Origin of the sequence: Amycolatopsis alba DSM 44262 (genome assembly GCF_000384215.1) — a bacterium.
In the GTDB taxonomy this organism is placed as follows: domain Bacteria; phylum Actinomycetota; class Actinomycetes; order Mycobacteriales; family Pseudonocardiaceae; genus Amycolatopsis; species Amycolatopsis alba.
Genome location: NZ_KB913032.1, coordinates 4,073,695 through 4,097,705, shown reverse-complemented (window position 1 = coordinate 4,097,705; position 24,011 = coordinate 4,073,695). Strand labels below are relative to the sequence as shown.

The window sequence follows — 24,011 nt, the reverse complement described above, 5'->3', positions numbered from 1 at the left end:
TAGTGTGGCACACCCCGACCAAGACCAGCCGTCCGAGGGTAAAACAAATCTAATTTGACGGCGCGCAAGTGTCAAACTTGCCTGCTAGACTGCACCCTGGGACCTCTTGCCGGGAGGTCGCCGCAGGCACCAGGGAAGGCGATCGGACGAATGAGCGCTCAGCAGGCCGAGGACTTCGGCCCGTGGCTCGGACGACAGCTGCGTCGGGCATCGAAATCCCAGGCCGAGCTCGCGCAGCATCTGGCTCTGACCCGTGCCGCCGTGTCCGCCTGGATCACCGGACGGGCCGAACCTCGGGAGGAGGTCAAGCGCCGGATCGCCGAGTTTCTCGGCATCGACGTGGCCTCTCTGCACAACCGCACCGCGGACGTGGTCGCCAAACTCCCGCTGGAATGGCACCACAGGCCGGCACATGCGGACGGTGGACGTGAATACGGCAACGCCGCCGCCTTCGCCTTCAACGCCGACCTTGCCGTCCTCGCTCGCGAGGCGACCCAGAACTCGCTCGACGAACGCCATGATCCTTCCAAACCGGTCCGGGTCCACTACACGTTGCACGAGTTGAGCGGCGCACACCTCGACTCGTTCCTCGATGCGTTGCAGTGGGACAAGCTACGCCCGCACTACGACAAAGCCGCTTCGGCCGAACAGAAGGTCTCCCGCAGTCTGCGGGCGGCGCTGGACGACCTGGATCGGACCAGGTCGCTGCTGCTGTTGAGGGTGGACGACTACAACGCCGCCGGCCTCACCGGCCCCGAGTACAGCGACGGTCGCTTCGCGGCTGTCGTCCGGAGGCAGCTCGACAGCCACAAGCAGGCAGGCAAACGAGCAGGCGGGTCCTATGGACTCGGGAAGGTCACTCTTTGGGCCACCAGCCGCTTCGGTCTGGTCTTGATGAACTCGACGCTGTCGATTCCCCATGAGGGCCGGACCGAACGTCGTGTCATCGGCAGACTCGACTTGCCTTGGCGAACCGTGGACGGGACGGCTTACGCGGGGCCGGCCTGGTTCGGTGAGCCGGACACCACGCAGAGCCACAAGGGTGTCTCCCGGTCATGGTGGGCGGACGAGGAGTCCGTCCGGGGACTGCAGCTCGAACGGGCCAACGCGGAAACAGGCACGTCGTTCCTCATCGTCGGGGCGCATGACGCCTCAGGGGACGCGGAATCGCTGGAGGAGATGCACGAGAAGCTGGTGCGATCTCTGGCCGATGGCTTCTGGGCCGCGATGATCGGTGGTGACCGGGCAGGCGCGCTGCTCGAAGCCCGCGTCACGACCTTGCGCAACGGCCGGGTGCTGGTACCCGAACAGCAGGTCAACCCCCATGCTCACCATCCCGCGCTGAGCAGAGCCCTCAAGGCGTATCTGGACAACGAGACCGTGACCGAGCGGACCGCGGGCGATCAAGTGGCCAGTGTCGACGTACCGCTGTTCGTCACCCCGATGAAAGGCGAAGATCGGGTACAAGGCAAAGGCGCAAGACACTCCGCCGTCCTTCTGCTCACCCGTGCCGAGGGCGAGGAACGAACCAACCGAGTGGTCTGCATGCGCGGCAACCGCATGACGATCATCGAGAGACGCCCCAGGGATCTCCCGCTGGGCACGGATGCCTTCCAAGCTGTCCTTCTCGCCGGCCATGCGACCGAGAACGAAGGCGAAGACGTCGATCTCGCAGAACGGTTTCTCCGTGCGTCCGAGCCCCCCGAGCACCACAAGTGGGATCGCACGGAAGAGCTGACGTCCCTGTACCAACGAGGAGCGCTGTCCCGTATCAGCGAGTTCCTCGAAGAGATCGACAAGGCGGTACGCGAGCTTGTCGGGCGTCGGGAGATCGGCCATCGTGGTGGCCCGAGCGTCCTGAAGGAGTTGCTGAAACTCGACGGTGCCGCCGCCGGCAGCAGACGCGCACAGGGCGTGCCGACGGTCCGGAGCATCAACGCGCAACTGGACGACTCCGGCGCCTGGCACGTGAGCGTCGACATCAAGCTGCCCGGCGCGGAAGACCCGTGGTTGCTGACCCCCGTCGCCAAGTTCGACGTCAGGTCCGGCGGACGACCTGCCGTCGAGTGGAGTCTCCTCACACCGGCGAAGAACTGCGACATCGAGAACGGCAACCTGGTCGTCCCGCCGGGGACGCGATCGGCCTCGTTCATCGGTGTCACGGATCCGGGAAGTCATCCCGTTCAAGGTCGGCTGTCCCGACTGGTCGTGGACGTCCAGAAGGCCCGCGGAGGTGTCGCGTGAGAGCCGCGTTCCCCTACCCGACGCTCTTCGGTGACGTGAGCCTCGACGTGACGGCCGTGAGTGTGGACGGTGCGGAGCTCCCGTACTCGCACGTGTCCAAGGTCGAGCAGACAGTGGCGCTGCATCGAACCGGACGAGAGGAATGGGAGGTTGCGACTCTGCACCTCGCCGCCAAGCTCCCCGAGGAGGAGCTCGCCGAAGGCCCTTGGGTCGATCCGGTGTGCCTGGCGGTGCTCACCGAGAAAGCCACCAATGCCCGGTCGACAACACGACTGACCCGTTCTCGTGACGGTAGTTGGCGCGGGAGCATCGAACTGGCTCATGCCCGCCATCTCAACCGCGCCTCACTCGGTCTGACGGTTGTCGCCACACTCGACGACATGGCCTGCCGCTTCATCGGCGCCGCCGAGAAGGACTGGTTCGTGGACCTCAAGGTCACCACCCCGGTCCGACAACGCGATATCGAAATCGTGGAGATCGACTTCCGTGAAGGGCCGCACGAATGGCTGCGTCCGTTCAAGGAATCACCTTGGATCGTCGAAACCACCGGTGACATCCCGACGGTCTATCTGAACACGAGCGCGGTGGAGGGTTTGGTCGATGCCCTGCACGGCACCGGCGGCAGCCCGGAAGAGAAGATGTTGCGGGAGATGACGGCGAGCCAAGTCGCCCAGGATGCGTGGACAGCCATGTTCCACACGGCCATCAGCGATCTGGACCTCGACGAGGACGGGACACCTCAGATGCCTGCCGGCTGGCGCGAGGCCGTGGTGCGGATGATGCTGCCGGACGTGCTGCCGGGACGGCAGCTCACGGACGCGCTCTTCGACATCAACGAACGTCGTACCAAGGGGTTCGGTTGGTCCGAACTCCAGACGAGTGTTCAGTACGCGGCAGGCAGGCGAAGTCAGATCACCAAGAAGCTGACCAACGCCGTGCGATCTGTCCATCGTTCGGACAGGAGCGATGAACAATGAGCCTCGAAAACAGGACCGACCTCCCGCTCGCTCTGGGCCTGTTGCCGAACGCGGCGGTGGCCAAGTTCCTGACTCGCGGTATGCAGTCAGGGCAGGAAAAACCGCCGCTTGTGGCATTACGCAAGGCTTCGAGTCCCCTTCCGTCGTCGGAAGCCCGTTGGAGGATCGCGCCGATCCGGGAGTTGCTCGACGTGGCAACAAAGCGCTTCGAGGGAAGGCCCGTGGATGCCGACGGTTGGTTGGCACCGAGACTGCATGCCACCCTGCGGATGACCAGGGCCGAAGCTGCCGACAGTCGCTTGTGGAACTTCCTCTCCATGATCGCGGCCCCGGATTACGTGGTATGGCGCCACAAGGGCGCCGAAATCACGCAGGCCTCCCGATTCAGCGGCCCCCACTACACCCAGGCCTTCGCCCGTCTGTGGTGGGCGGCCGAGCTGTTCCGCAACGCGGACGACTACGGCCCGGTGGAAGTCGCCTGCAGCATTCAAGACGTCCTGAACACGACGATGCGCCTGGACGTCATCGACCATCGCCCGACCGCGTTCGCGATAATTCGCGTGCTCGAAGAGTTGAAGCGTTCGAACGTTTCACGTCTGGGAGACCGGGCCAACGCGTTGTCGTCCGCTGTGAACGCGGCGGGAAGCACCCTGCTGTACGACGTTCTGGCGCCTGACGAGCCGGTGGATCAAGACGCGGTGCACGACTGGATCGCCGAGGCCGAGGACATGGCACCGGTGCACTGGGACCGTCTTCCCGACGGACCGGACGACGGCGAAGTCAGCGAGGACTCTGCCGAGGCCCTGATGCCGCTGTTCAGGCAGTTACTCGAAGAAGCGCCTATGCGACTTCGGAAGAAGGCTGTCGATTCTCCGGAATGACGTCCTTTTCGGACGGAGTCGCGACAGGCGTCGAGGGCAGCTGAGGTCGGTCGTAAACTCCCGGATCCCACTTCGCGGCGACAACCTTGTCGAGGTCATCGGCTTTGAACTCGCGTCCCAAGGCCGCAGCGAGCACATGTGCGGCCAAGCGCGGCGGAATGGCATTGCCGACCTGCTGTGCGATCTCTTTGCCGGACCAGGGGTAGTCGAAGGGGAAAGTCTGCAACTGGCCGGCTTCCTCCTTCGTCAGCCGATCGAGCTCACGCCTCGACGAACCGGACGAATACAGCCGATTCCGTGAGATCTTTCCGGTGACCGTGGCGGAAGGCTCGTCGGACCTGCGCCTTCCCCGCAACTTGGGATCACCGCCGGTACCGTAGTTCGACACCACTTCGAACGGCTCGTCCCTGTCGCGCAAGGCATCCGACATCGTCACCCACGGCTTGAGAGTGGCTACTCCCTCGGACCGGTCCTTGCCCTTGTAGTACCGACGATGCGTCGGCGTCGGCAGAGAAGCCTCGCCGTCGAGTCGTGCAATGAGGATCGCGCGACGGCGAGTTTGCGGGACTCCGAACTCTTCGGTGTGCAAGACGCCGCAGGCGACGTTGTAGCCACGTTCCTTCAGAACACCGGCGTATGCCTGCCAGACCGGCAGGACCGTCGGAACCTGTTCCAGCACGATGGCTTCGTAAGGCATTTCGTAGTCGAGAGCTTCCAATGCCCAGCGCAACGGCTCGAGTACCAAGCCGGAACGCTCTTTGCCATTGCGATTGTCGTCGCCTGCGCGTTCGTCGTCTTCGTGCATCTTCTCGAGTTCGGCGCTGATGTCGTCACCTGCGGCCATCCGCTCGACGAAGCCGAGAACCGTGTCCAGCGCACGACGGCCGGCACCACCTCCCGCGACGGTGTACGTCTGGCACGGAGGTCCACCCGAGAGCACGGTGGCATCGGGGAAGTCCTTGGGGCCGAAGGCCCGCACGTCGTCGTGCTTGGTGCCGAGACCTGCGGCCGTCCTGGTCTTGCAGGCGTTGTCGTCCCACTCGATGCCGTCGACGTGCACGCCCAACCAGTGCGCGGCGACGTCCAGTCCGCCGGGCCCCGCGAACAGGTCCACCATCTGGATCTGCGCAGTCGTGAACAGCTGCGGCTGCACAGGGGTCATGGGGTGGAAGCTTAACTCGTGTATGACGGCCTTGAAATCATCAGGCTCCACCGCGTGTCAGTGCGGCACGAATGGCACATCCCAACGCGTGCGCGACGGGTGGCGGCGAGGCATGGCCGACCTGTCGATAACGAGCGGTCTTCCTGCCCTCGAATCGCCAGTCCGGGGGGAAACTCTGCAGGCGTGCGGCTTGCTCGACGGTCAGCTTGACCATGCCTTCCCGGCCGAGCGCCGGGTCCCACACGAAGTCGGGACCTGGCACCTCGTTCGCGACCGTGGCGCCGTCCACGCCCATCTTGGCCCACGCCCGCTTCGACCCCGTCGGGCCGAGGTCCGGACCTCCCCGTTCCCAGGATCCGCCGACCAAGGTCGGCGCCAGTTTGTCCGCGTACCGGGCCCACTCGCTTGCCTGAGCCCACCCGCGGGCCCTCATCGACTCTTCCAGCGCCTCACCCACCGTCACCGGCGGTTCCAAGCTCGGTTCAGGTTCTTCGAAGGCGTCCATGGCATCGCCTTTGAGCGCCACCAGAACACCTTGCTCGCGACTCTGGGGCACGCCATGGTCGGCCGCGTTGACCACGAACCACTTGTGTCGATAGCCCAGGTGATCGAGCTCTGTACCGACGAATCCCCTGATCGGGCTGTAGGCGTCCTTGGTGACGAGGTCCGGAACGTTCTCGACCAGGAGCGCACGCGGCTGAACTCCGTGCATCAGCATGATGGTCGCCTTGAGCAGCTCGAGCTCGATGTCACTGCCACGAGTCCTGTTCACCGTCGCGGATGCCTTCACCCGCGGAAGGCCAGCGGACAGCAGATCGACGTCATAGACCTGCTGGTGTTCGTCTGGAACGAACTCGAGCAGATCCAGTTCGAGGACATCCCAATCAGGGCGATTCGCTCGCAGCGTCTGACACGCCACATCCCGATTGTCCAGCAGCAGAACAGGATCGAAGCCTGCTTGTTCCAAGCCCAGTGCGAGCCCACCCGCTCCAGAACAGACATCGAGCGAGGAAAATCGTTCTGCTTCCGGCATAGTCCCCACCGCGCCCCTCGACCATTGGACGTTTTTCAGCGTAACCCAGAACAACGACGCCGGATGATCGAAGGCTTTCCTTTACGGTCCACAACGGACAGACAAAAAGGCCCTCCCGCGAACGGGAGGGCCTCAGTGCTGTCTCAACCAGACGTGCGCCCGAAGGGATTCGAACCCCTGACCTTCTGATCCGTAGTCAGATGCTCTATCCAGCTGAGCTACGGGCGCTTGTTCAGTTTTCAATCTAGCACCTGCCGGAACAGGTGCCAGCGGAGGCTCCGGGATTTGAACCCGGGAGGGGGGTTACCCCCAACCGCATTAGCAGTGCGGCGCCATAGACCAGACTAGGCGAAGCCTCCTGGGCCCAACGACCACTGCTCAAATAGGTTACACACCCCGCGAACCCCCGCGAAAGGGACCCCCCTTAGATCCGCCGCAACGCTCTGAGCAGGCCGGATGGGCGTCCGCCGAGTCCTTCGGCTTCGAAGACGGCGATGCCGACTCGGGGTAGGTCGCGGGCCGCGGGGTAGGCCAGGTAGCGCGGGACCCACCGTGGCTGGAACTTGGCGTTGAAGCGGTAGAGGGTCTCGATCTGGATCCAACGTGAGAAGAATCGCAGTGTCCTGGCGGAGAGGCGGGCGACGGGGCCGGCGCCGATGCGTTGGCCTTGCTCCAGGACGGCGCGGAAGGCGGCGAAGTTCAGGGAGACGTGCTGGGCGGGGGTCGTCAGGAGCAGTTCGGAGATCATCAGCTCGTTGATGCCGTTGTCGGCGGTGCGGTCGCGGCGCATGACGTCCATGGACAGGTCCTTCTGGCCCCACGGGACGAATTGGAGGACTCCGCGCACCCTGCCCTCGTGCTCGGCGGTGACGAGGACCGAGCCTGGGTCGCCCATGCGGCCGAGGGCCATCGAGAAGCCGCGTTCGGTGTCGGTGCCGCGCCAGGTGGCGGCGAGGGCGCGGAGTTCGTCGAGCTCCGACGGCGACAGGTCTTCGGCCTTGCGGACGCGGACGGTGTAGCCGGCGCGCTTCGTGCGTGAGACGGCTTGGCGGACTCCGCGCATGACGCGGCCTTCGAGGGTGAAGGTGGCGGTGTCGACGACGGCCTCGTCGCCGATCTCGAGCACTTCGAGCCCGAAGCGGGCGAAGACGGTCGCGCCCAGCTCGGAACAGCCCATGGTCGCCGGGGTCCAGGCGTACCTGCGGCAGACGTCCAGGTACTCCTCGATCGCGCCGGGCCACGCTTCCGGGTCGCCGAGGGGGTCCGCCGAGCACAGTGCGACACCGGCGATCACGCGATAGGTCACCGCGGCCTTCCCTGACTTCGAGAAGACCACGAACTTGTCCCGGCGCAGGGCGAAGTACCCCAGCGAGTCCCGCTCGTCCAGCAGCGCCCTGAGCCGCTCGACCTCGTCGTCGGTCAGTTCCGGGGCGGGTTCGGCGGAACGGAGCAGGAAGTACGCCGCCGGCAGGACCGCGGCGATGCCGAACAACACCCCGACGGCCGCCGACAGGTCCTCCAGCCACAGCGCGCGGAACACGGCGGGGCCGCTGACGCCGACCAGTGCCAGCACCGACTGCGCCAGCCGGTCGCCGACGTCCAGGGGTTCCACCGCCCGCGCGACCGACAGCAGCACGAAGTTGATCGCGACCCCGGCCACCGTCAGCTGCAGGAAGACCCGGACCGCGCGCCACCTTCCCGTCACCGGGTCGGGGAGCGCGATGAAATACCGCCGCGTCGCGATCAGGGCGATCAGCAGCGCGAGCGAAACGAGGCCGGGGCCCAGGACGTGACGCAGCCCGAAATGCGACACCGTCAGCAGCGCCGCGGCGGCGACCGCCAGCTGCCAGGCCCGGCGTTTGCGTCGTTTGAGGCCGGTGGCGAGCAGCATCAGCAGCACCCCGGTCACCAGCGCGACCGTGGCCGCGCCGACCGTGGCCTCGTGCGGCAGTTCCAGCCATACGGCGACGTGTCCGCGCAGGGTGCGACGCCCGGCCGGGACCAGCACCGAGACCAGGGCCAGCAGTCCGGCCAGCCGTGTCACCCAGGTGATCGCCACGACCGAGGTGGCACCCGCCACCCGCCAAACGCCCGCCAAGTTCTGCCCCCGTCAGGTCGTGTCCTGTGAGTCTTTTCGATGGGCCGCCTGGGCGCGGAGACCGCGAACGTGACTCGCAGGACGCGGCCTAACTCCTTGCCAGTTCTACGAACGGTACAAGGGCGTCGGGGTTCAGGAGCGCATCCCGGCTGACGGCACGGTCAGGTGAAACCCCCGAAAGGATCTTCTTGACCGGAACCTCGCATTTCTTGCCGTTGAGCGTCCGGGGCACCTCGCGCACCTGGACGAACCGGTCGGGCACGTGCCGCGGCGAGAGAGCCCCTCGCAGCTCCTTGCGCAGGGCGGGCTCGACCTCGTCGAGTGACGCGCCGTCGGCCAGCACGAGGAAGCACAGCAGTTGCCCGTCCTCGTTCCCGGCCGCCGACGTGTCGATCACGAGCGAGTCCGCGACCTGGTCGAACGACTCGACGACCCGGTAGAACTCGGCCGTACCCATCCGGACGCCGCCACGATTCAACGTCGAGTCGCTGCGCCCGTAGATGACCGCGGAGCCGCGTCCGGTGATCCGGATCCAGTCGCCGTGCCGCCAGATCCCCGGATACATCTCGAAGTACGCCTCGCGCAGCCGTGAGCCGTCCGGGTCGTTCCAGAAGAACACCGGCATCGACGGCATCGGCTGGGTGATCACCAGTTCGCCGACCGTCTCCACCACCGGCTTCCCGTCCTCGTCGAAAGCGGCGACGGCGGCGCCGAGCGAGCGCACCGACAGCTCGCCCAGCCAGACCGGGACGTCCGGGGCCGCCGCGACGAACGCCGCGCACAGGTCCGTGCCGCCGGACACCGAGCAGATCTGGACGCGTTTGCCGACCTCGTCGACGATCCACCGGAATCCTTCGACGCTGAGCGGCGCACCGGTGGATCCCAAGGCCCGCAACGCGGTGAGGTCGTACCGCTCCGCCGGTTTGATCCCGGCCTTCAGACAACTCTGGATGTACGGCGCCGACGTGCCGAAGTAGGTGACGCGGTGCTGTTCGGCCAAGTGCCACAGCACGTTGAGGTCCGGGCTGCCGGGGCTGCCGTCGAACAGCACGATCGTGGTTCCGGTCAGCAGGCCGGAGATGAGGAAGTTCCACATCATCCAGCCGGTGGTGGTGAACCAGAAGAACCGGTCACCTGGACCGAGATCGCTTTGCAGCGCAAGGGCTTTGAGGTGTTCGAGGGTGATCCCGCCGTGCCCGTGGACGATGCCCTTCGGCAGGCCGGTGGTCCCCGAGGAGTACAGGACCCACAGCGGGTGGCCGAATTCGACGGGCTCGAAGGCCAGTTCCGCGCCGTCGTTGTCGGCGAGCAGGGTGTCCCAGTCGAGGGTGCCGTCGAGACGGCCGCCGGCGTAGTCGATGAGCACGGTCGCTTCGAGGGTGGAGATCTCGTCCCGCAACGAGTTCACCGTCGACCGGCTGTCGAACCACCGTCCATTGTAGACGTAGCCGTTGACCGCGATCAGCACCTTCGGCTCGATCTGCGCGAAGCGGTCGGTGATCGCGCGGACACCGAAGTCCGGCGAGCACGACGACCAGATCGCGCCGAGGCTCGCGGTGGCGAGGAAGGCGATCAGGGTCTGCGGGCAGTTCGGCGCCAGCGCGACGACCCTGTCTCCCTTGGACACTCCCAGCTTTCGCAGCCCTTCCCGCGCGGAGGCGACGGCGGAACGCAGGGCACCGTAGGTCAGCTGCGACGAGAGGCCGTCTTCGCGGTGGAAGATCACGGCGACCTCGTCGTCGGCCTTCGCGGCGCCCGCGACGCCGGGCATGAGCGAGTGCTCGGCGTAGTTCAGCGTGCCGCCCTCGAACCACCGGGCGTTCGGCATCTCGCCGGTGAGCACCTCACCGGGCTCGTCGTGCCAGCGCAGGCCGAGGAAGTCGCCGACGGCCGACCAGAACTCCGGCCCGCGCTGCACGGAGAACTCCCACAACGCGTTGTAGTCGTCGACTTCCACGCCGCGTTCGGCGCGCAGCCACTGGCGGAACGCGTCGATCTTGGTGTCGGACAGGCGGCTCGGCTCGGGGCGCCAGAGCACTTCGGGGGCGTCGGCGGTGTGCGTCACCCCGCGATGTTAACCTTCGTTAACCTACTTGGCGAGCCCCCGTGAACAGCTCGTACGCCATCGTCTTGAGACGGCCCGCGTCGAGCGGGGTGATGGTCAGCCAGCCTCGGTCGCGGCGGAGACCGTAGCGGCCGTCGGGGGTGTCGACCCAGGTCAACGTACCCTCTCCGCGCACCCAGCGGCCCTCCCACGACTTCCTGGTCGCGCCGAGCCGACCGCTGCCGATCCGCTGGGTCGCGATCCGCACCATCACGATGACCTCGGGTTCCCGCAGCCCGGCGTCGCGCAGGACGTCGGAGAACGCCGGCTGTCCGCCGCTCTCCCCCGCCTCGCACGCGGCCGTGTAGTCGTCGACGCGCAGGTTGACCGACAGGCCCCGCCCCTGCTCGCACGGCGGCAACGCCTGCAGCAGGGTCGCGGCGACGAGCGGTTCCCGCAGTGCCGACAACTCGACATCGGTGCCCGAGACACCGATCGCGACGGCGCCGCGATCGGACACGCAGCCGACGGCCCGGTACGCCGGGTCGCCGTCGAGCCGCAGGTCCAGCGTCAGTTCGCTGTTCGCGAGGGTGTGCAGCAGCCCCACCAGCCCAGGCGCGGGCGCCTCCACCGTGCCGAGGCCGCGTTCCGCCAGCGTGCGGCTCGCCGTGGCCACCAGTTCCGCCCGGAACTCCGGCGTCCGCCCGGCGTGCGGGATCTCCAGCACCGCGGGCAGTTCGTCGCGGCCGTGCGCCGACCAGAGCAGGAACAGCTCGCCGATGTGCAACCGGATCCAGTCCATCAGCGGCCTCCCCTCGGGTCTTCGCCGATGACCGGCGGCGTCACCTGTCCGCTGAGCCCCCAGATGTCGGAGTCCTCGACGAGGTAGCCGGGCGCCTTGTGCTGGTCTTCCTCGCCTTGCCGCCCTTGTGCACCCGCCATCCCCATCGGCATCCCGCCGAAACCGCCCATGCCCGCGGCCGCAGCCCGTGTCCCGGCGACCTGACCTGGTTGTCCCGATGGCCCGAAGCCGCCGACGCCGGATCGGTTGCCCTGTCCGAGCTGCTCCTGGGTTCCGCCGGAGGTGCCGGGCGGCGGCGGGACGTAGGCGCCGCTGCTCGCACCGGGCGAGCGTGGTGCCTCGACCGGCTCCCGCACCTGGATCGGAGCGGCATCGTCGGTGGCGCTGCGGTGCGTCGAGTCGTCCGGCGGCGGGACCGGCACCGGCACCGGTTCCGGCTTGGGTTTCGGTTCCGGCTCTTCGGGTGTCTTGAGGAGCTGCGGCTGCTTGCCGTACGAGGTGAAGCGAGGGACGCTCTCGTAGACCTCGCCGGAGTTGCGCTGCATCCGTGTCATCACGTCGGCGGCCTGACGGTGCAGGTCCTGCGAGCTCTCGTCAGTGGGTTCGGCGACGATCCGCCCGGCCTCGGCGAAGCCGGATTTCGACGGCGACGCGGCCGACATGGCCTGCGTCGAATCGGAGACCGGGATCGGACGGCGTCTCGGCGGCTCCGGCACCTTGGGCCGCGGGGCGGTCCCCGGTGGCTCGGGCATCGTGCGCCGGGCTGTCTCGGCGAGGTCCGCCTGACGGCGCACGCAGTTCGCGACGTTCTCCGCGCGCCAGCCTGTCTCGCCTGCCCAGTCGACGAGTTTGATCGCGGCGTCACGGGCCCTGTCCGCGCCTTCGCCCGTCCAGCCGTCGGCGGTGGCGACGATGGCCGCCCTGAGTTCGGTGCCGACCCGGTCGAGGAACGCGCTGATCTTCGCCCACTGCGCGGCGACGGCTTCCGCGCTCGCCAGGTCCAGCTCGTTGTGGACCATTTCGTAGAGCTCGCGGTGCGAGTAGCTCATCCAGTCGATGTCGGCGCCGAGGTGATCGGGGCCGGGCTCGGGCTCCGGCGGCGGCCACGGCGAGGGCAGGATGCGCATCAGTGCTCGTCCTTCCGCTCGTGCTCGACGATGTCCTCCATGTCGAACCGGCGGGCGACCCGTTGCAGCTGCTCCTGGCCTTCCTCGTCCGCGGCGACGTACATCTTCCGCGCCGCCATCACGGTGAGCTGGAAGTCCTTGAGCACCACGGCGAAGTCCTCGAGGACGGGCACGGCGCCTTCGGTCCCCTCGGTCGCGGCGCCCTGGAAGCGTTCGCTCATCGTGTGCCCGACGAAGTTGTCGCCCAGTTTCAGGGGTGCTTTGAACTCGGTCGAGTCCTTGATCAGCGCGTTCAGCTCGTGACGCGCTTTGAGCAGCGCGTCGACGAGCTTCTTGGCGGCGTCCTCGGTGACCTTGACGGTCCCCTTCTTGGCAGCGGTCTTGGTGTCCCGGATCTGGCCCGCCACGGGTGCCAAGGCCGGAGCCGACGCTCCGAATGCGGCTTGTGGTGTCGCGGGAACCTTGGGTGGCTGTGCCATTTGACCCTCCCCTGTCACATTCAAGGGAGATGTTAGCGCGAATGGAGTCAGCGCAGGTGGGCGTCGAACCAATTCAACGTGCGCTGCCAGGCCTCCGCGGCGGCGTCCGGGTCCGCGTCGAAGCGGTGGTTGGCGCCTGGGTAGTGGACGACGTTCGTCGCGACGCTCGCCGTCGCCGCCGCGTCACGCAGCTGTTCGACCTCGGCGCCACCCTCCTCGTCGCCCGCGTCGCCGTACATGCCGAGCCACGGACTGGTGAGCCGTCCCGCGATCTCGACGAGGACCGGCAGCCCGGTGACACCCTGCCCGCCGACGCTGACCGCCGCGCCCAGCCTGCGGTTCGACGCCACGACCAGCGCGGCCGTCCCGCCGAGGTCGAAACCGACGACACCGACGAGATCCGCCTGGACACCGCGTTCGGCGAGCCAGGCGAGCGTCGCGTCGGTGGCTTCGAGCAGGTCCTGCTGCGTGAGGTTGTCGCGGTCGAGATGCGGGGTGACGGTGAGCCAGCCTTCGCCGGCGAGCCCGGCCAGGAGCAGGCTCAGACCCTCTTCGACCTCTTCGGTCTCCTCATGCAGCACCACGAGCCCGCCTCGGACGACGCCATCCGGTTCGGCGAAGGTCAGGCGCAGCGTGTGGCCGTCGGCATGCTGGTGTTCCACCGTGGTCGTCAGGGTCATTCCTCCATCAGACCACTCTTAGGTAAATATTCGGAGCTTGCCGCAGCGCGGGAGGATACGGTGTCGAAACCGTCCCCCCGACGTAGGAGCGCCGAAGATGTCCCCTGTTTCGCCGCGTGCGGATCTCGAATCGTTGCCGAAGTACGTCCCTGGCCGGACAATCCAGGGTGCGATCAAGCTGGCGAGCAACGAGGTCCCCGGTGGACCGCTGCCGAGTGTGGCGCAGGCCATAGCCGAGACCGCGCAGGGCATCAACCGGTACCCGGACATCACGGCGTCCGCGCTCGTCGAGCGGCTCGCCCGCGAACTGAACGAGCCCGTCGAGCGGATCGCCGTCGGCTGCGGTTCGGTTTCCCTTTGCCAGCAGATGATCCAGGCGCTGTGCGGCCCCGGTGACGAGGTCATCTTCCCGTGGCGTTCGTTCGAGGCGTACCCGATCGTCACGCAGGTGGCGAACGCCGTCAGCGTGAAGGTGCCGCTGACGGTCGAGCATGGGTTGGATCTCGACGCGATGCTCGCCGCGATCACGCCGAAGACGCGGCTGGTCTTCGTGTGCAACCCCAACAACCCGACCGGGACCGCCCTGCGGCGCGCGGAGCTGGAACGCTTCCTCGACGCGGTGCCCTCGGACGTGCTCGTCGTGCTCGACGAGGCGTACAAGGAGTTCGTGACCGACGTCGAGGTGCCCGACGGCGTCGAACTGGCGCGCGGCAGGGACAACGTCGCGGTGCTGCGGACGTTCTCGAAGGCGTACGGCCTCGCCGGTCTTCGCGTGGGTTACGCGGTGGCGCCGGAAGCGATCACCGTCGCGCTGAAGCAGGTGTACGTCGCGTTCTCGGTGAACCTGATCGCCCAGGCGGCGGCCATCGCCTCCCTCGACGCGGCCGACGAACTGCTGGAACGCTGCAAGGAGATCATCTCGGAGCGGACCCGCGTGCGGGATGCCCTGGTGGCCCAGGGTTACGAGGTCCCGGAGACGCAGGCGAACTTCGTCTGGCTGCCGCTGGGCGAGCGGACGACGGCGTTCGCGGAGCACGCGCTGGAGCGCAAGCTGATCGTGCGCCCCTTCGCGGGCGAAGGCGCGCGAGTGACCATCGGGACGCCCGAGGAGAACGCCCTCTTCCTTGAGGCAGCCGGAGACTTCCCGCGCTGACAACGCTTCCAGACGGCCCGCCCTTCGTGGTGCGGGCCGTTTCTATTTGAGGAGCAGTTGCACCATCGCGGCGAGGCCGACCACGACGATCACGCCGCGCAACACCTTCGGCGGGAGCTTGCGGCCGATCTTCGCGCCGATCTGTCCGCCGATCACCGATCCGACCGCGAGCAGGCCGACCACGGGCCAGCTGACCGGCGCGATGAAGGCGTAGATCGCGCCGGCGACGATGTTCACGACAGCGGAAAGCGCGTTCTTGACGCCGTTGAGGCGCTGCAGCGACTCGGACATCAGCATGCCCATCACGGCCACCATCATCACGCCCTGCGCGGCCGTGAAGTATCCGCCGTAGATGCCGATCAGGAAGATCAGGAACAGCAGGAGCGGCCCGATCTTGTGGACCTTCCCGTTCTCCTCGCGGCGCTTCGCGACCCAGGCGGCCACCCGCGGCTGGACGATCACGAGCACCACCGCGAGCCCGACCAGCGCGGGCACGATCGTCTCGAAGGCGTCCTTCGGCAGCGAGAGCAGCAGGATCGTCCCGCAGATCGCGCCGAAGAACGACGCCACGGCGAGCTTGGCGACCTGGGGCCAGTAGCCCTTCAGCTCGTCGCGATAGCCGATCGCCCCGCTGACCGTGCCGGGGGCGAGGCCGATCGCGTTGGACGTCGTCGCCGTCAGCGGCGAGTAGCCGAGCGCGACCAGGACCGGGAAGGTCACCAGCGTGCCCGAGCCGACGACCGTGTTGATGGTGCCCGCCCAGAGCCCCGCGATGAAGATCACTACCGCGTGCCACCACGTCATAAAGCGCTCACTTGCGCACCCTAAGCACCGTTACCTCCTTTCGCGCTCTGGATGTGTCTAGTCGAACAATCAGCAGGTCCGTTATGTCTTGTTCGGCCCGAGGCGATGATTCGTGACGCACCGGACGGCACGGACGAGGCCGGTCAGTTCTTCTCCGGCAGGTGGGCCGCCGTGATCTCCGTGGCCACCGTCCAGCCGAGGGTCAGGTACAGCGCCCGTCCCTCTTCTGTCGCGACCAGGACCGCACGATCCGCCCCTGCCGCGACCGCCACCTCGTCCAGCCTGCGCATGACGAACCGGCCGAGCCCCCGCCGCTGGTGCTCGGGCTCCGTCACGACCTGATCTATCACCGCTGTCCCGCCGGCTATCGCGACCCGGCCGGTGGCCGCGCGCGAGCCGTCGGGCGCGCGCACCACCACGTCGGTGACCACGCCGTCGCCGACCAGCTCCGCCCGGTACGGCTCGGGCGCGGCCATGACGGGCCGCACCGCGAGCGGAGCGCTCATCAGGTACTCCGGTGGGCCGACCTCCCAGCTCGGCGGAACCGTCTTCGCCACCTCTTCACGCGAACCGCTCACCTTCAGCCAGGTGCCGGGCTCCGTCAGCGCGCGAGCCCGGCGCTCGACCGACCCGGCGTCCGCCAGTACATATCTCACGCGATGCCCCGGACGCCCGACATCGAGCCGGTAACCGTCCGGTTCGGCCACCGGGATCCCGACACCGCGGGAAAGCGCCCAGCCGTGCACCCATGCCTTGATCAGTCCTGCCACCCCAGTCATTCGTCAGATGATGGCACCCCCCACCGACATTTCCTGGCGTTCCGCCGAACCTGCGAGGATGAGTCCGTGGCCGACGACGAGCGCGAGCAGGTGTGGAGTGCGACCGTCGATCATCTGCGCACGATGATCGATTCGGGCAGGCTCGCCGCCGGATCGAGACTGCCTGCCGAACGGGCGCTCTGCGAACAGCTCGGGATCAGCCGCGGTTCGCTGCGGCAGGCGTTGCGGGTGCTGGACTCCATCGGCTACGTGCAGGTGCGGCCGGGTTCGGGCACGTACGTCCGCGAGAACATCGACGAACAGCCGCTCCGAAGCTGGTTCTCCGAACACGAGCAACTGGTCGAGAAGCTGTTCGACCTGCGGACCACCGTCGAGCCGACCCTGGCCGAGCGGCTCGCGCTCCAGCACACGCCGCGGGTGCTGGAGCGGCTGGAGGGCACCGTCGACGAGATGGATCAGGCCGCCGCCGACGGTGACATGCTGCGCGTGATCGCGGCCGACGCGGAATTCCACCGGGTGATCGCGGGCAACGCGGGCAACGACGACGTCACCGACCTGCTGCGTTCGGTGCTCTCACTGGTCGGCGAGGAGCGGCGGGCCGCGCTGCGGCTCCCAGGGCAGATCCGGAAGGCCGTCGACGAGCATCGCGCGATCCTCGAAGCGATCCGCCGTTCGGACGCGGCCGCCGCGCGGGACATCACCCGGCGGCATCTGCTCGACGCCAAGACCTACGTCCACGACTACACGGCACGGGATTGACGATTCCTTGATGGCCAGGAGGCCCGCGCGCGAGTAGTGTTTTCAGAAGTTTGTGAAACTTCTGATGGGGGTGTGCGGTGGAGAAGGTCCGGTTCACCGAAGAGAAGGCGACGATGCTGGCCACGCTGTACGGCCGGGCGCTCGACGCCCGCAGCGACCGGCCGGTCCTCGGCGACAAGGCGGCCGACGAGGCCGTCAAGCAGATCGACTACGACTTCGGTTCGCTCGGCGTCGACGGCCAGCTCGGGCTGACCGTCGCCCTGCGGGCCAAGCCGATGGACGACTGGGCGGCGGAGTTCCTCCGCGAGCACCCGGACGCGACCGTCGTCCAGCTCGGCTGCGGGATGGACAGCCGCGTGTACCGCCTCGACCCGCCGTCGTCGGTGCGGTGGTTCGACGTCGACTATCCCGAGGTCGTCGACCTGCGCGGCCGGATCTACCCCGCGCGGGACGGGTACCGGACGATCGGCACTTCCGTGACGGACTTCGGCTGGATCGACGAGATCCCGTCGGACAAACCCGGTCTGGTGATCGCGGAAGGCCTCACGATGTACCTGCGGCCTTCCGAGGGCGAGGAACTGCTGCGGCGGCTGATCGCGCGTTTCCCGCAGGGCGGCGAAATGGTCTTCGACACGTTCAGCAGGCTGGGGATCAAACTGCAGAAGCTCAATCCCGTGGTCCGCAAGGCGAACGCGACACTGTATTGGGGCATCGACGAGATCTCCGAACTGGAGCGGCTCGGGCTCACGCTGGTCTCGAAGCTCGACTCGACGGATTACGCGACGCCCGAGGTGAAGGACCGGCTTTCGGGGTCGCTGCGGGCGCAGTTGTGGGTCGCGGGGCTGATCCCGGCGTTCAAGAAGATGGGGCGGATCCTGCGGTTCCGGTTCTGAGGCGGCCGGGCCTGGCGGTCGGGGAGCGGTCGAGGGATGTCGCGAAAGCCACTTTCGCGACATCTGATGTCCCGAAAGTGGCTTTCGCGACACGGCGGCCGGGCAGTCTCGTGAGTAGGTACATGAAGGACCCCTTCACGTACTGGTGACCTCGGCGACGCGGGACCGTACTCGCGTGATCAGGCACCGCACTCGCGTGCTTGAGGACGTGACTCGCGTGATCAGACACGGAACTCAGGTGATTGAACGGCGAACACGCGTGATCAGACAGCGAACTCGCGTGATCGGACGGCCGGGTCAGCGTGCCTCCAGTACCCGTTCCACGAACCGGTGCAGCTTGTCCTCCAGCCGGGAGACGCGCTCCTCGAGCGTCAGCGTCTCCGACGGCTGTGGCACATCCGACTTCAGCTCGCCGCGGATGTACTGGCTGCACGCCAGATTCGCGCACGCGTAGATGCCGAGGGTGTTCCCCTCCCGCCCGGATTTCCCCGCGCGGCGCCCGGAGAACAGCGCGATGTCGGACAGCGGATGTGTCGTCGTGCACAGGCCGCACATGTTGCTCAGCAGGACACGGCCCTTCGGCCGGGGCGCGGCGCGAAGGGACAGTCCGACGGTTTCCCCTCGGTACGGCAGCACGAGATACGCCCGAGCGGTCGCCTTCGGATCGCGCCAGCCGAGGAAGTCCCTTTTCTCCCAAGGGATCTCGTCCGGCCGGGCGGGCAGCGTGACCCCTTTGGCCTCGCCGCGCGTGCAGTTCACGAAGGACGCCCTGATCTCGTCCTGGCCCAGCGGTTCCATAGCGGCACGGTAACCACCGCGGGTGAGAACTGGCGAACCGTTTTCCGGCGGAGGTCATACGATCACCGGGTGCGCGGGAAGACGATGTCGAGCCGGTTCCGGCTGGTGCTCAGGACCAGCCTGGGGTTCGCCGCGCTCGGCCTCGGATCCAGTGTGTGCGGCGCCGGGGTGGTGGCGTTGCTGCTGCTCCTGCAGGGCCTGCCGAGCGAGGTCGGCGACAACGGCTGGATCCTCGGGGTCACCGCGGCCGGGATAGTGGCGCTGTCGCTGGTGGTCGGCACCGTGTGGACGGCGTGGCTGCAGCGGCGCACGGCGGTCTGGTTCGTCTTCGGCCGCCCGCCGACGAAGGCCGAGGCCGCGCGGGCGCTCCGGATCCCGGTCGACATGGGGATCGTGAGCGGGACGCTCTGGCTGATCGGCACGATCGTGCTCGGGGCGCTGGCCAGGGTGCTCGGGTCCTGGATGGACGCGCTCGGGATGGCGCTGGTCATCGGGCTCGGCGGGCTGACCACGGTCGGCCTCACCTATCTCGCCGCGGAATGGGTCGCGCGCCCGGTGATGACGATCGCGCTCAAGGTGACGCCACCGAAGGGGACGCTCAAGGTCACCGTGCGGACCAGGGTGATCGTCACCTGGTCGCTGGCGAGCGGCGTCCCGTTCCTCGGGGTCCTGCTGGTGGCCACGCCGCCGGACCTCGGCCAGGGCGACCACGTCGCGAGCCTGATCATGCTTTCGGTGATCGGGCTCGGGGTGGGCGCGATCGGGACGGGGCTGCTCGCGAAGGCCGTCGCGACCCCGTTGCACCGGTTGCGGATCGCGCTCGACGAGATCGCGCGCGGCAACAAGGAGATCGTGGTCGACGTCGACGACTCCAGCGAGATCGGCCTGCTGCAGACCTCGGTCAACGACCTCGCCGCCGGGCTCCGCGAACAGGAGCGGATGCGGGACCTGTTCGGCAGGCACGTCGGGGACGAGGTAGCCCGGCATGCGCTCGAATACGGCGCCTCCCTTTCGGGTGACGTGCGCGAGGTGACGGCGCTGTTCGTCGACGTCGTCGATTCGACGGCACTGGCGAGCCGCACCCCGCCGGAAGACCTGGTGACGATGCTGAACCGGTTCTTCACCAGCGTGGTGCTCGCGGTCGGGGCGCGCGGCGGGCTGGTCAACAAGTTCCAGGGTGACGCCGCGCTCTGCGTCTTCGGCGCGCCGACCCGGCTCGCGGACGCGCCGACGGCGGCGCTTTCGGCCGCGCGGGCGATCCGGGACGCCGTGCAGGAGACCGGGGAGCTGGACCTCGGGATCGGGGTCGCGAGCGGTCGGGTCTTCGCCGGTCAGCTCGGGACGAGCAGCCGGTTCGAGTACACCGTCATCGGCGACGCGGTGAACGAGGCCGCGCGCCTCACCGAGCACGCGAAATCCGCCGACGGCCGGATCCTGGCGAGCGAGGCTGTGCTCAAGGCCGCGCTGGAGAGCGAGCGCTCGCACTGGGAGCCGTACGCGGAACTCGAACTGCGCGGACGTCAGGAGCCGACGCAGTCCTGGGAGGCGACGCTCAGCCGGGAATGATCTCCGGCCAGCGCAGCAGCGTCGAACCCCAGGTCAGCCCGGCCCCGAAGGCGCCCATCACGACGCGGTGCCCCGGCTGGAGCGTCCCGTCCTTGGCCGCGTCGGCCAGCGCGATCGGGATCGACGCGGCGCTCGTGTTGCCCACCTTCTCGATGTTCGAGTACATGACGTCCTCCGCGAGCCCGAGCTGCTTCGCGCAGGTCTGCAGGATGCGGATGTTCGCCTGGTGGCCGATGAACCGGTCGATGTCGCCGACCCCCCAGCCCGCGGCATCCAGCACCGCGCGCGCCGATTCGGCCATCCGCGCGCAGGCGTGCCGGAAGACGGTCTGGCCCTGCATCACCAGATAGTGGTCACGCGGGTCTTCCGAGCGGCGGTTCTTCGCGCCGCCGGCCTCGACCCAGAGCAGCTCCGCGAGCTCGCCCTCGCTGTGCAGGTCGAACGCGCCGAGCGCGCCGAGCTCGTCGGCGTCACCCGCGCGCAGCAGGACGGCGCCCGCGCCGTCGCCGAAGATCGGCACCGTGCCGCGGTCTTCGGGGTCGACGAGCGAGGTGAAGACGTCCGCCCCGATCACCAGCACGCGGCTCGCGATCCCGGCGGCGATCAGTCCGGCGCCGGTGGCGAGCCCGTAGACGAACCCGCTGCACACGGCGTTGACGTCGAAAGCGGCGACGCCGTTCAGCCCGAGCTGGGTCGCGACCTGCGGCGCGCTGGCCGGGCACAGCTGGTCGGCCGTCGACGTCGCGAGCACGACGGCGTCCGCCCCGCCCTCCCCCGCCGACGCCAGTGCCCGGCGGCCAGCCTCGGCCGCGAGGTCCACAGTGGACGTACCGGGGTCGACGACCCGGCGTTCGGCGATGCCGGTCCGCGTGCGGATCCACTCATCGGAGGTGTCCAGGCGCTGGGCGATCTCCTCGTTCCCCACCACGCGCGGAGGCAGCCAAGAGCCGAGACCGGCGAGAACGGCCGCCTGAGATGAGGGCACCAAGAAATCCTTTCGCGGGGTGAATGCGGGGTCTGCCATTCACTTGTAAGCGCTACCATTCAGTAGACCCGTCAGTTGTGTTCCGGGTCACAATTCAAAGAATTCTCACCTTCCTCGATGGCGTGATCCACGCCGCTCGGCGGCGCGGCGCGGAGATCGGGCGCCCGGACGAGTCGTCCGGTTAGCCTGGCCAGGTGCACACACCCGACCTCGACCGCCTGGACGTCGCCATCCTCGCCTGCCTGCAGTCGGACGCCCGCACGATCGCCGAGAGCATCGGCGCCAAGGTGGGCCTGTCCGCCGCCGCCGTGCAGCGGCGGATCAAGCGGCTGCGTGAGGCGGGGGTGATCGAACGCGAGGTGGCGGTGCTGTCGCCGCAGGCGCTCGGGCTGTCGATGACGTTCGTGGTGATGGTCGAGATGGAGCGGGAGAACCTCGCGGTGCTCGACGGGTTCCGGCGGCAGGTGCTCGCGGACGACAACGTCCAGCAGTGTTACTACGTCACCGGCAACGCGGACTTCGTGCTCGTGGTCACCTGCCGGGACATGACGGACTTCGAGGCGTTCACGCGGCGGATGTTCTTCGACAACCCGAACGTGCGGCACTTCACGACCTCGGTGGCGATGGACCGGGTCAAGACGGGACTGACCCTGCCGCTGGACCCCTGAGCGGTCCAAAAAGGACTCCTTAGCCCCGTCACCACGGGTATCGGCCCGAACGCAAGGGGTCTGTGCCCCGCGTTACACCACTGTGGACATGTGCAGCCGATAGCGTGAACGTGGCTACAGCCGCGTCATCGGGCCCGCGTCCGGCCATCTCCTCCCCGAGACGAAAAGTTCGCGCCGCGCGAACCACGAGAGCACCGAGGAGTGGCCGTGCACACCGACGCAATTCACCAGAGCCAGTTCGTCCTGCTGAACAACAGCAGCACGCCCGTTCTCTCCCGCCTGTCCTTCCACGCCGGCGAACCGTTCGCGGTCACCGTGTCGTTCCGGACGGAGCGCGGCCGGTGGGTCGAGTGGACCTTCGCGCGTGAGCTGCTCGCCACCGGCCTCACCGACCCCGCCGGGCTCGGCGACGTCCGCGTCCGCCCCGACCTCTCCGAGGACGAGGACATGCTGACGCTGGAGATCGAGTCACCCGACGGTTATGCGTCGTTCGAGCTGGAGCGCGAGGACGTCGAGACGTTCCTCGAGTCCACCTTCGAGCTGGTCCCGCTCGGCGCCGAAAGCGAGCACTTCGACGTCGAGGCGCTGATCGAAGAGATCAGCAACGTGTAGCCCCCCGAGCCACCGCTCCCGCGGTACGAAGACGAAGGGCGGCCCGAGTGCGCTGGAGGCACTCGGTCCGCCCTTCGTCCTTTTCTGCGGTTCTCGGTGACCGGGGACGGTGTCAGCCGAGGACCAGGGAGGTCCCGGTCGCGGACAACGCCGGCCGGACCGGGAAGAAGTACGTGACGGAGCTGTTGCCGCCGGACAACATGCCCTGGGCCTGGTTGCCCGCGATGAGCGAGCCACCGGAGTCGCCAGCCTGCGAGTGCACGTTGGTGGCGGTCATGCCGTAGACCGTGCCTTCGGAGTAGCGGACGGTCTGGTTCTTGGCGCCGACGGTGCCGCAGGTCCAGCCGGTGGTCGAACCCGACTTGCAGATCGAGGCGCCGGTCGCGGCCTCGCTCGAACCGCTCACGCGGGTGCCGTTGTTGATGACGCCGCGCGGCGTCCAGTTGCTGTTGACCCGCACGTGGGCGTAGTCGTTGCTCGGGAAGCTGACGCGGGCGAACGAGCCCATCGCGACCCGGTTGGAGCCGGTCACCGTGCCGGGGCCGCAGTGTCCGGCGGTGAGGAAGCCGCCGTTGACCGAGAAGCCGACCGAGCAGCGCGAAGAGTTGTTGATGTAGTAGGCGTCACCGCCGCGGACGTCGTACTTCAGGGTCGGCACCGAAGAGGTCTCGACCACCGAGACGGCGGCCTTGTCCACGCCGGTCTTCTCCAGGTACGAGTCGACGACGCCGCTCTCGCCCGGCAGGACGTTCAGCGTCACCCGGTTGGTCTTGGCGTCGACGCCCCAGCCGGTGATCGCGCCGTCCGCCGCGCGCTCGCCGGCGTTCAGTTTGTCCACAGTGGAATCGAGCTGGGCCGCGGAGAACCGCACGAGTTCCGCTTCCGCGCCGCTGGCGAGGACCTGGCCCAGTTTCGCCGCGTCCGTGACACCGACGCGGAGTTTGCCGGTGGCTTCGTTGTAGCTCGCGCCGCCGAAGCTTCCGGCCAGTGCCGAGGCGAGCGACTGTTCGAGCGCGCCGGCGGCGGTCTCGCTCTGGATCCTGGCGAGCGCCTGCCCGGCGGTGAGGCCGAGGTCCCGTTGCAGGGCGGGGACCATTTCTTGATTGAGCAGAGCAGGGTTGAGCAACGTGTCCGAGGACGCCGCCGCGGGGGTGCCCGTGACGAGCGCGCCAGTGGCCAGTGCTGCCGTGGCGGCCACACCGAGGAGCTTCGTGATCTTCATGCTTCTCCCTCGTCATCACGCACGGCTCCGGTTCGCCATGCGATAACCCTCCCCTGACGGGTGAGAGTCGTGGACCGGGACGAGGCAGGCAATCCGGGTCGGCGCGGGATAGGTATACCCATTCTTCGGAAACCGAAGGCCCTGCTCCAGGTGTGCTCACGGAGAGCGGACACCCGTACGGGCACGTCCGTAAGTAGGGTTTCGAATGAATACCTTGCGTAGTCGTTGCCACCCCCTGAACGTGG

General features: G+C 67.9%; 22 protein-coding genes and 2 tRNA genes. 9 read left to right on the top strand and 15 right to left on the bottom strand.

The window, feature by feature from the left end; all coding sequences use genetic code 11:
• Positions 1-150: 150 nt before the first annotated feature.
• Genes AMYAL_RS0119460 through AMYAL_RS0119450 form a run of 3 tightly spaced genes read left to right on the top strand, consistent with a single transcriptional unit; the run spans position 151 to position 4,102 of the window.
• A complete protein-coding gene (locus tag AMYAL_RS0119460; protein WP_020632976.1) occupies positions 151-2,244 on the top strand; it encodes a helix-turn-helix domain-containing protein in 2,094 nt (697 codons plus the stop codon).
• A complete protein-coding gene (locus AMYAL_RS0119455; protein WP_020632975.1) occupies positions 2,241-3,221 on the top strand; it encodes a hypothetical protein in 981 nt (326 codons plus the stop codon). Before AMYAL_RS0119460 ends, AMYAL_RS0119455 begins: the two co-directional genes overlap by 4 nt.
• A complete protein-coding gene (locus AMYAL_RS0119450) occupies positions 3,218-4,102 on the top strand; it encodes a DUF6339 family protein (protein ID WP_051137535.1) in 885 nt (294 codons plus the stop codon). The genes AMYAL_RS0119455 and AMYAL_RS0119450 overlap by 4 nt, the downstream gene beginning before the upstream one ends.
• Here AMYAL_RS0119450 and AMYAL_RS0119445 read toward each other — a convergent pair.
• The 10 genes from AMYAL_RS0119445 to AMYAL_RS0119400 all read right to left on the bottom strand — a co-directional run bounded on the left by AMYAL_RS0119445 (position 4,062) and on the right by AMYAL_RS0119400 (position 13,527).
• A complete protein-coding gene (locus AMYAL_RS0119445) occupies positions 4,062-5,264 on the bottom strand; it encodes a DNA cytosine methyltransferase (protein WP_020632973.1) in 1,203 nt (400 codons plus the stop codon). The two genes, AMYAL_RS0119450 and AMYAL_RS0119445, sit on opposite strands and share 41 nt — an antisense overlap.
• Positions 5,265-5,304: 40 nt before the next feature.
• Complete coding sequence (locus AMYAL_RS0119440; RefSeq protein WP_026467245.1) at positions 5,305-6,297, bottom strand: DNA cytosine methyltransferase; 993 nt, start codon at positions 6,295-6,297, stop codon at positions 5,305-5,307.
• 154 nt (positions 6,298-6,451) lie between these two features.
• Positions 6,452-6,525, bottom strand: a tRNA-Arg gene (locus tag AMYAL_RS0119435).
• A 42-nt stretch (positions 6,526-6,567) separates the two neighbouring features.
• Positions 6,568-6,656, bottom strand: a tRNA-Ser gene (locus tag AMYAL_RS0119430).
• Positions 6,657-6,721: 65 nt separating this feature from the next.
• Positions 6,722-8,377, bottom strand: coding sequence for a phosphatidylglycerol lysyltransferase domain-containing protein (locus AMYAL_RS0119425; RefSeq protein ID WP_051137534.1), 1,656 nt, complete (start codon positions 8,375-8,377; stop codon positions 6,722-6,724).
• A gap of 106 nt (positions 8,378-8,483) precedes the next feature.
• The gene (locus AMYAL_RS0119420) at positions 8,484-10,460 is read right to left on the bottom strand and encodes an acetoacetate--CoA ligase (RefSeq protein WP_020632970.1); all 1,977 of its coding nucleotides are present in this window, start codon (positions 10,458-10,460) and stop codon (positions 8,484-8,486) included.
• Positions 10,461-10,479: 19 nt separating this feature from the next.
• A complete protein-coding gene (locus tag AMYAL_RS0119415; protein ID WP_020632969.1) occupies positions 10,480-11,241 on the bottom strand; it encodes an ESX secretion-associated protein EspG in 762 nt (253 codons plus the stop codon).
• Positions 11,241-12,368, bottom strand: a complete 1,128-nt coding sequence (locus AMYAL_RS0119410; RefSeq protein WP_020632968.1) for a PPE domain-containing protein — start codon at positions 12,366-12,368, stop codon at positions 11,241-11,243. Before AMYAL_RS0119410 ends, AMYAL_RS0119415 begins: the two co-directional genes overlap by 1 nt.
• Positions 12,368-12,847, bottom strand: a complete 480-nt coding sequence (locus AMYAL_RS0119405; protein WP_245192964.1) for a hypothetical protein — start codon at positions 12,845-12,847, stop codon at positions 12,368-12,370. The genes AMYAL_RS0119410 and AMYAL_RS0119405 overlap by 1 nt, the downstream gene beginning before the upstream one ends.
• 47 nt (positions 12,848-12,894) lie before the next feature.
• Positions 12,895-13,527 carry a dienelactone hydrolase family protein gene (locus AMYAL_RS0119400; protein WP_020632966.1) on the bottom strand — a complete coding sequence of 211 codons (633 nt, stop codon included), beginning with the start codon at positions 13,525-13,527 and terminating at the stop codon, positions 12,895-12,897.
• Positions 13,528-13,624: 97 nt separating this feature from the next.
• Between AMYAL_RS0119400 and hisC the strand changes: the two genes are divergently transcribed.
• Positions 13,625-14,680, top strand: a complete 1,056-nt coding sequence (hisC, locus tag AMYAL_RS0119395) for a histidinol-phosphate transaminase (RefSeq protein ID WP_020632965.1) — start codon at positions 13,625-13,627, stop codon at positions 14,678-14,680.
• Positions 14,681-14,722: 42 nt separating this feature from the next.
• On the opposite strand, the gene AMYAL_RS0119390 is transcribed toward hisC, so the two are convergent.
• Together AMYAL_RS0119390 and AMYAL_RS0119385 are read right to left on the bottom strand one after the other, a co-directional pair.
• Complete coding sequence (locus tag AMYAL_RS0119390) at positions 14,723-15,484, bottom strand: sulfite exporter TauE/SafE family protein (protein ID WP_026467244.1); 762 nt, start codon at positions 15,482-15,484, stop codon at positions 14,723-14,725.
• Positions 15,485-15,627: 143 nt separating this feature from the next.
• Positions 15,628-16,254, bottom strand: a complete 627-nt coding sequence (locus tag AMYAL_RS0119385; protein WP_026467243.1) for a GNAT family N-acetyltransferase — start codon at positions 16,252-16,254, stop codon at positions 15,628-15,630.
• A gap of 75 nt (positions 16,255-16,329) precedes the next feature.
• Between AMYAL_RS0119385 and AMYAL_RS0119380 the strand changes: the two genes are divergently transcribed.
• Complete coding sequence (locus AMYAL_RS0119380; protein ID WP_020632962.1) at positions 16,330-17,022, top strand: FadR/GntR family transcriptional regulator; 693 nt, start codon at positions 16,330-16,332, stop codon at positions 17,020-17,022.
• A 77-nt stretch (positions 17,023-17,099) separates the two neighbouring features.
• Positions 17,100-17,915, top strand: a complete 816-nt coding sequence (locus tag AMYAL_RS0119375; RefSeq protein ID WP_020632961.1) for a class I SAM-dependent methyltransferase — start codon at positions 17,100-17,102, stop codon at positions 17,913-17,915.
• Between the two features lie 297 nt (positions 17,916-18,212).
• On the opposite strand, the gene AMYAL_RS0119370 is transcribed toward AMYAL_RS0119375, so the two are convergent.
• A complete protein-coding gene (locus AMYAL_RS0119370) occupies positions 18,213-18,713 on the bottom strand; it encodes an FBP domain-containing protein (RefSeq protein WP_020632960.1) in 501 nt (166 codons plus the stop codon).
• Positions 18,714-18,797: 84 nt separating this feature from the next.
• Between AMYAL_RS0119370 and AMYAL_RS0119365 the strand changes: the two genes are divergently transcribed.
• On the top strand, positions 18,798-20,279 hold the full coding sequence (locus tag AMYAL_RS0119365) for an adenylate/guanylate cyclase domain-containing protein (protein WP_020632959.1): 1,482 nt from the start codon (positions 18,798-18,800) through the stop codon (positions 20,277-20,279).
• Here the strand turns inward: AMYAL_RS0119365 and AMYAL_RS0119360 are convergent.
• A complete protein-coding gene (locus AMYAL_RS0119360) occupies positions 20,266-21,303 on the bottom strand; it encodes a beta-ketoacyl-ACP synthase III (protein ID WP_084702133.1) in 1,038 nt (345 codons plus the stop codon). The two genes, AMYAL_RS0119365 and AMYAL_RS0119360, sit on opposite strands and share 14 nt — an antisense overlap.
• A gap of 155 nt (positions 21,304-21,458) precedes the next feature.
• Here AMYAL_RS0119360 and AMYAL_RS0119355 point away from each other — a divergent pair, with 155 nt between their 5' ends.
• Complete coding sequence (locus AMYAL_RS0119355; protein ID WP_020632957.1) at positions 21,459-21,932, top strand: Lrp/AsnC family transcriptional regulator; 474 nt, start codon at positions 21,459-21,461, stop codon at positions 21,930-21,932.
• A 207-nt stretch (positions 21,933-22,139) separates the two neighbouring features.
• Positions 22,140-22,544: an SsgA family sporulation/cell division regulator gene (locus tag AMYAL_RS0119350; protein WP_026467240.1), complete on the top strand. Its 405-nt coding sequence runs from the start codon at positions 22,140-22,142 to the stop codon at positions 22,542-22,544.
• A gap of 112 nt (positions 22,545-22,656) precedes the next feature.
• Here AMYAL_RS0119350 and AMYAL_RS0119345 read toward each other — a convergent pair whose 3' ends face one another.
• On the bottom strand, positions 22,657-23,766 hold the full coding sequence (locus AMYAL_RS0119345; RefSeq protein WP_020632955.1) for a S1 family peptidase: 1,110 nt from the start codon (positions 23,764-23,766) through the stop codon (positions 22,657-22,659).
• Positions 23,767-24,011: the final 245 nt, after the last annotated feature.

Coding starts and splice junctions, on each gene's coding strand:
- AMYAL_RS0119460 (WP_020632976.1), top strand. CDS start 151: ATGAGCGCTCAGCAGGCCGAGGACTTCGGCCCGTGGCTCGGACGACAG.
- AMYAL_RS0119450 (WP_051137535.1), top strand. CDS start 3,218: ATGAGCCTCGAAAACAGGACCGACCTCCCGCTCGCTCTGGGCCTGTTG.
- AMYAL_RS0119445 (WP_020632973.1), bottom strand. CDS start 5,264: ATGACCCCTGTGCAGCCGCAGCTGTTCACGACTGCGCAGATCCAGATG.
- AMYAL_RS0119440 (WP_026467245.1), bottom strand. CDS start 6,297: ATGCCGGAAGCAGAACGATTTTCCTCGCTCGATGTCTGTTCTGGAGCG.
- AMYAL_RS0119415 (WP_020632969.1), bottom strand. CDS start 11,241: ATGGACTGGATCCGGTTGCACATCGGCGAGCTGTTCCTGCTCTGGTCG.
- AMYAL_RS0119410 (WP_020632968.1), bottom strand. CDS start 12,368: ATGCGCATCCTGCCCTCGCCGTGGCCGCCGCCGGAGCCCGAGCCCGGC.
- AMYAL_RS0119405 (WP_245192964.1), bottom strand. CDS start 12,847: ATGGCACAGCCACCCAAGGTTCCCGCGACACCACAAGCCGCATTCGGA.
- AMYAL_RS0119400 (WP_020632966.1), bottom strand. CDS start 13,527: ATGACCCTGACGACCACGGTGGAACACCAGCATGCCGACGGCCACACG.
- hisC (WP_020632965.1), top strand. CDS start 13,625: ATGTCCCCTGTTTCGCCGCGTGCGGATCTCGAATCGTTGCCGAAGTAC.
- AMYAL_RS0119390 (WP_026467244.1), bottom strand. CDS start 15,484: ATGACGTGGTGGCACGCGGTAGTGATCTTCATCGCGGGGCTCTGGGCG.
- AMYAL_RS0119370 (WP_020632960.1), bottom strand. CDS start 18,713: ATGGAACCGCTGGGCCAGGACGAGATCAGGGCGTCCTTCGTGAACTGC.
- AMYAL_RS0119365 (WP_020632959.1), top strand. CDS start 18,798: ATGTCGAGCCGGTTCCGGCTGGTGCTCAGGACCAGCCTGGGGTTCGCC.
- AMYAL_RS0119360 (WP_084702133.1), bottom strand. CDS start 21,303: ATGGCAGACCCCGCATTCACCCCGCGAAAGGATTTCTTGGTGCCCTCA.
- AMYAL_RS0119345 (WP_020632955.1), bottom strand. CDS start 23,766: ATGAAGATCACGAAGCTCCTCGGTGTGGCCGCCACGGCAGCACTGGCC.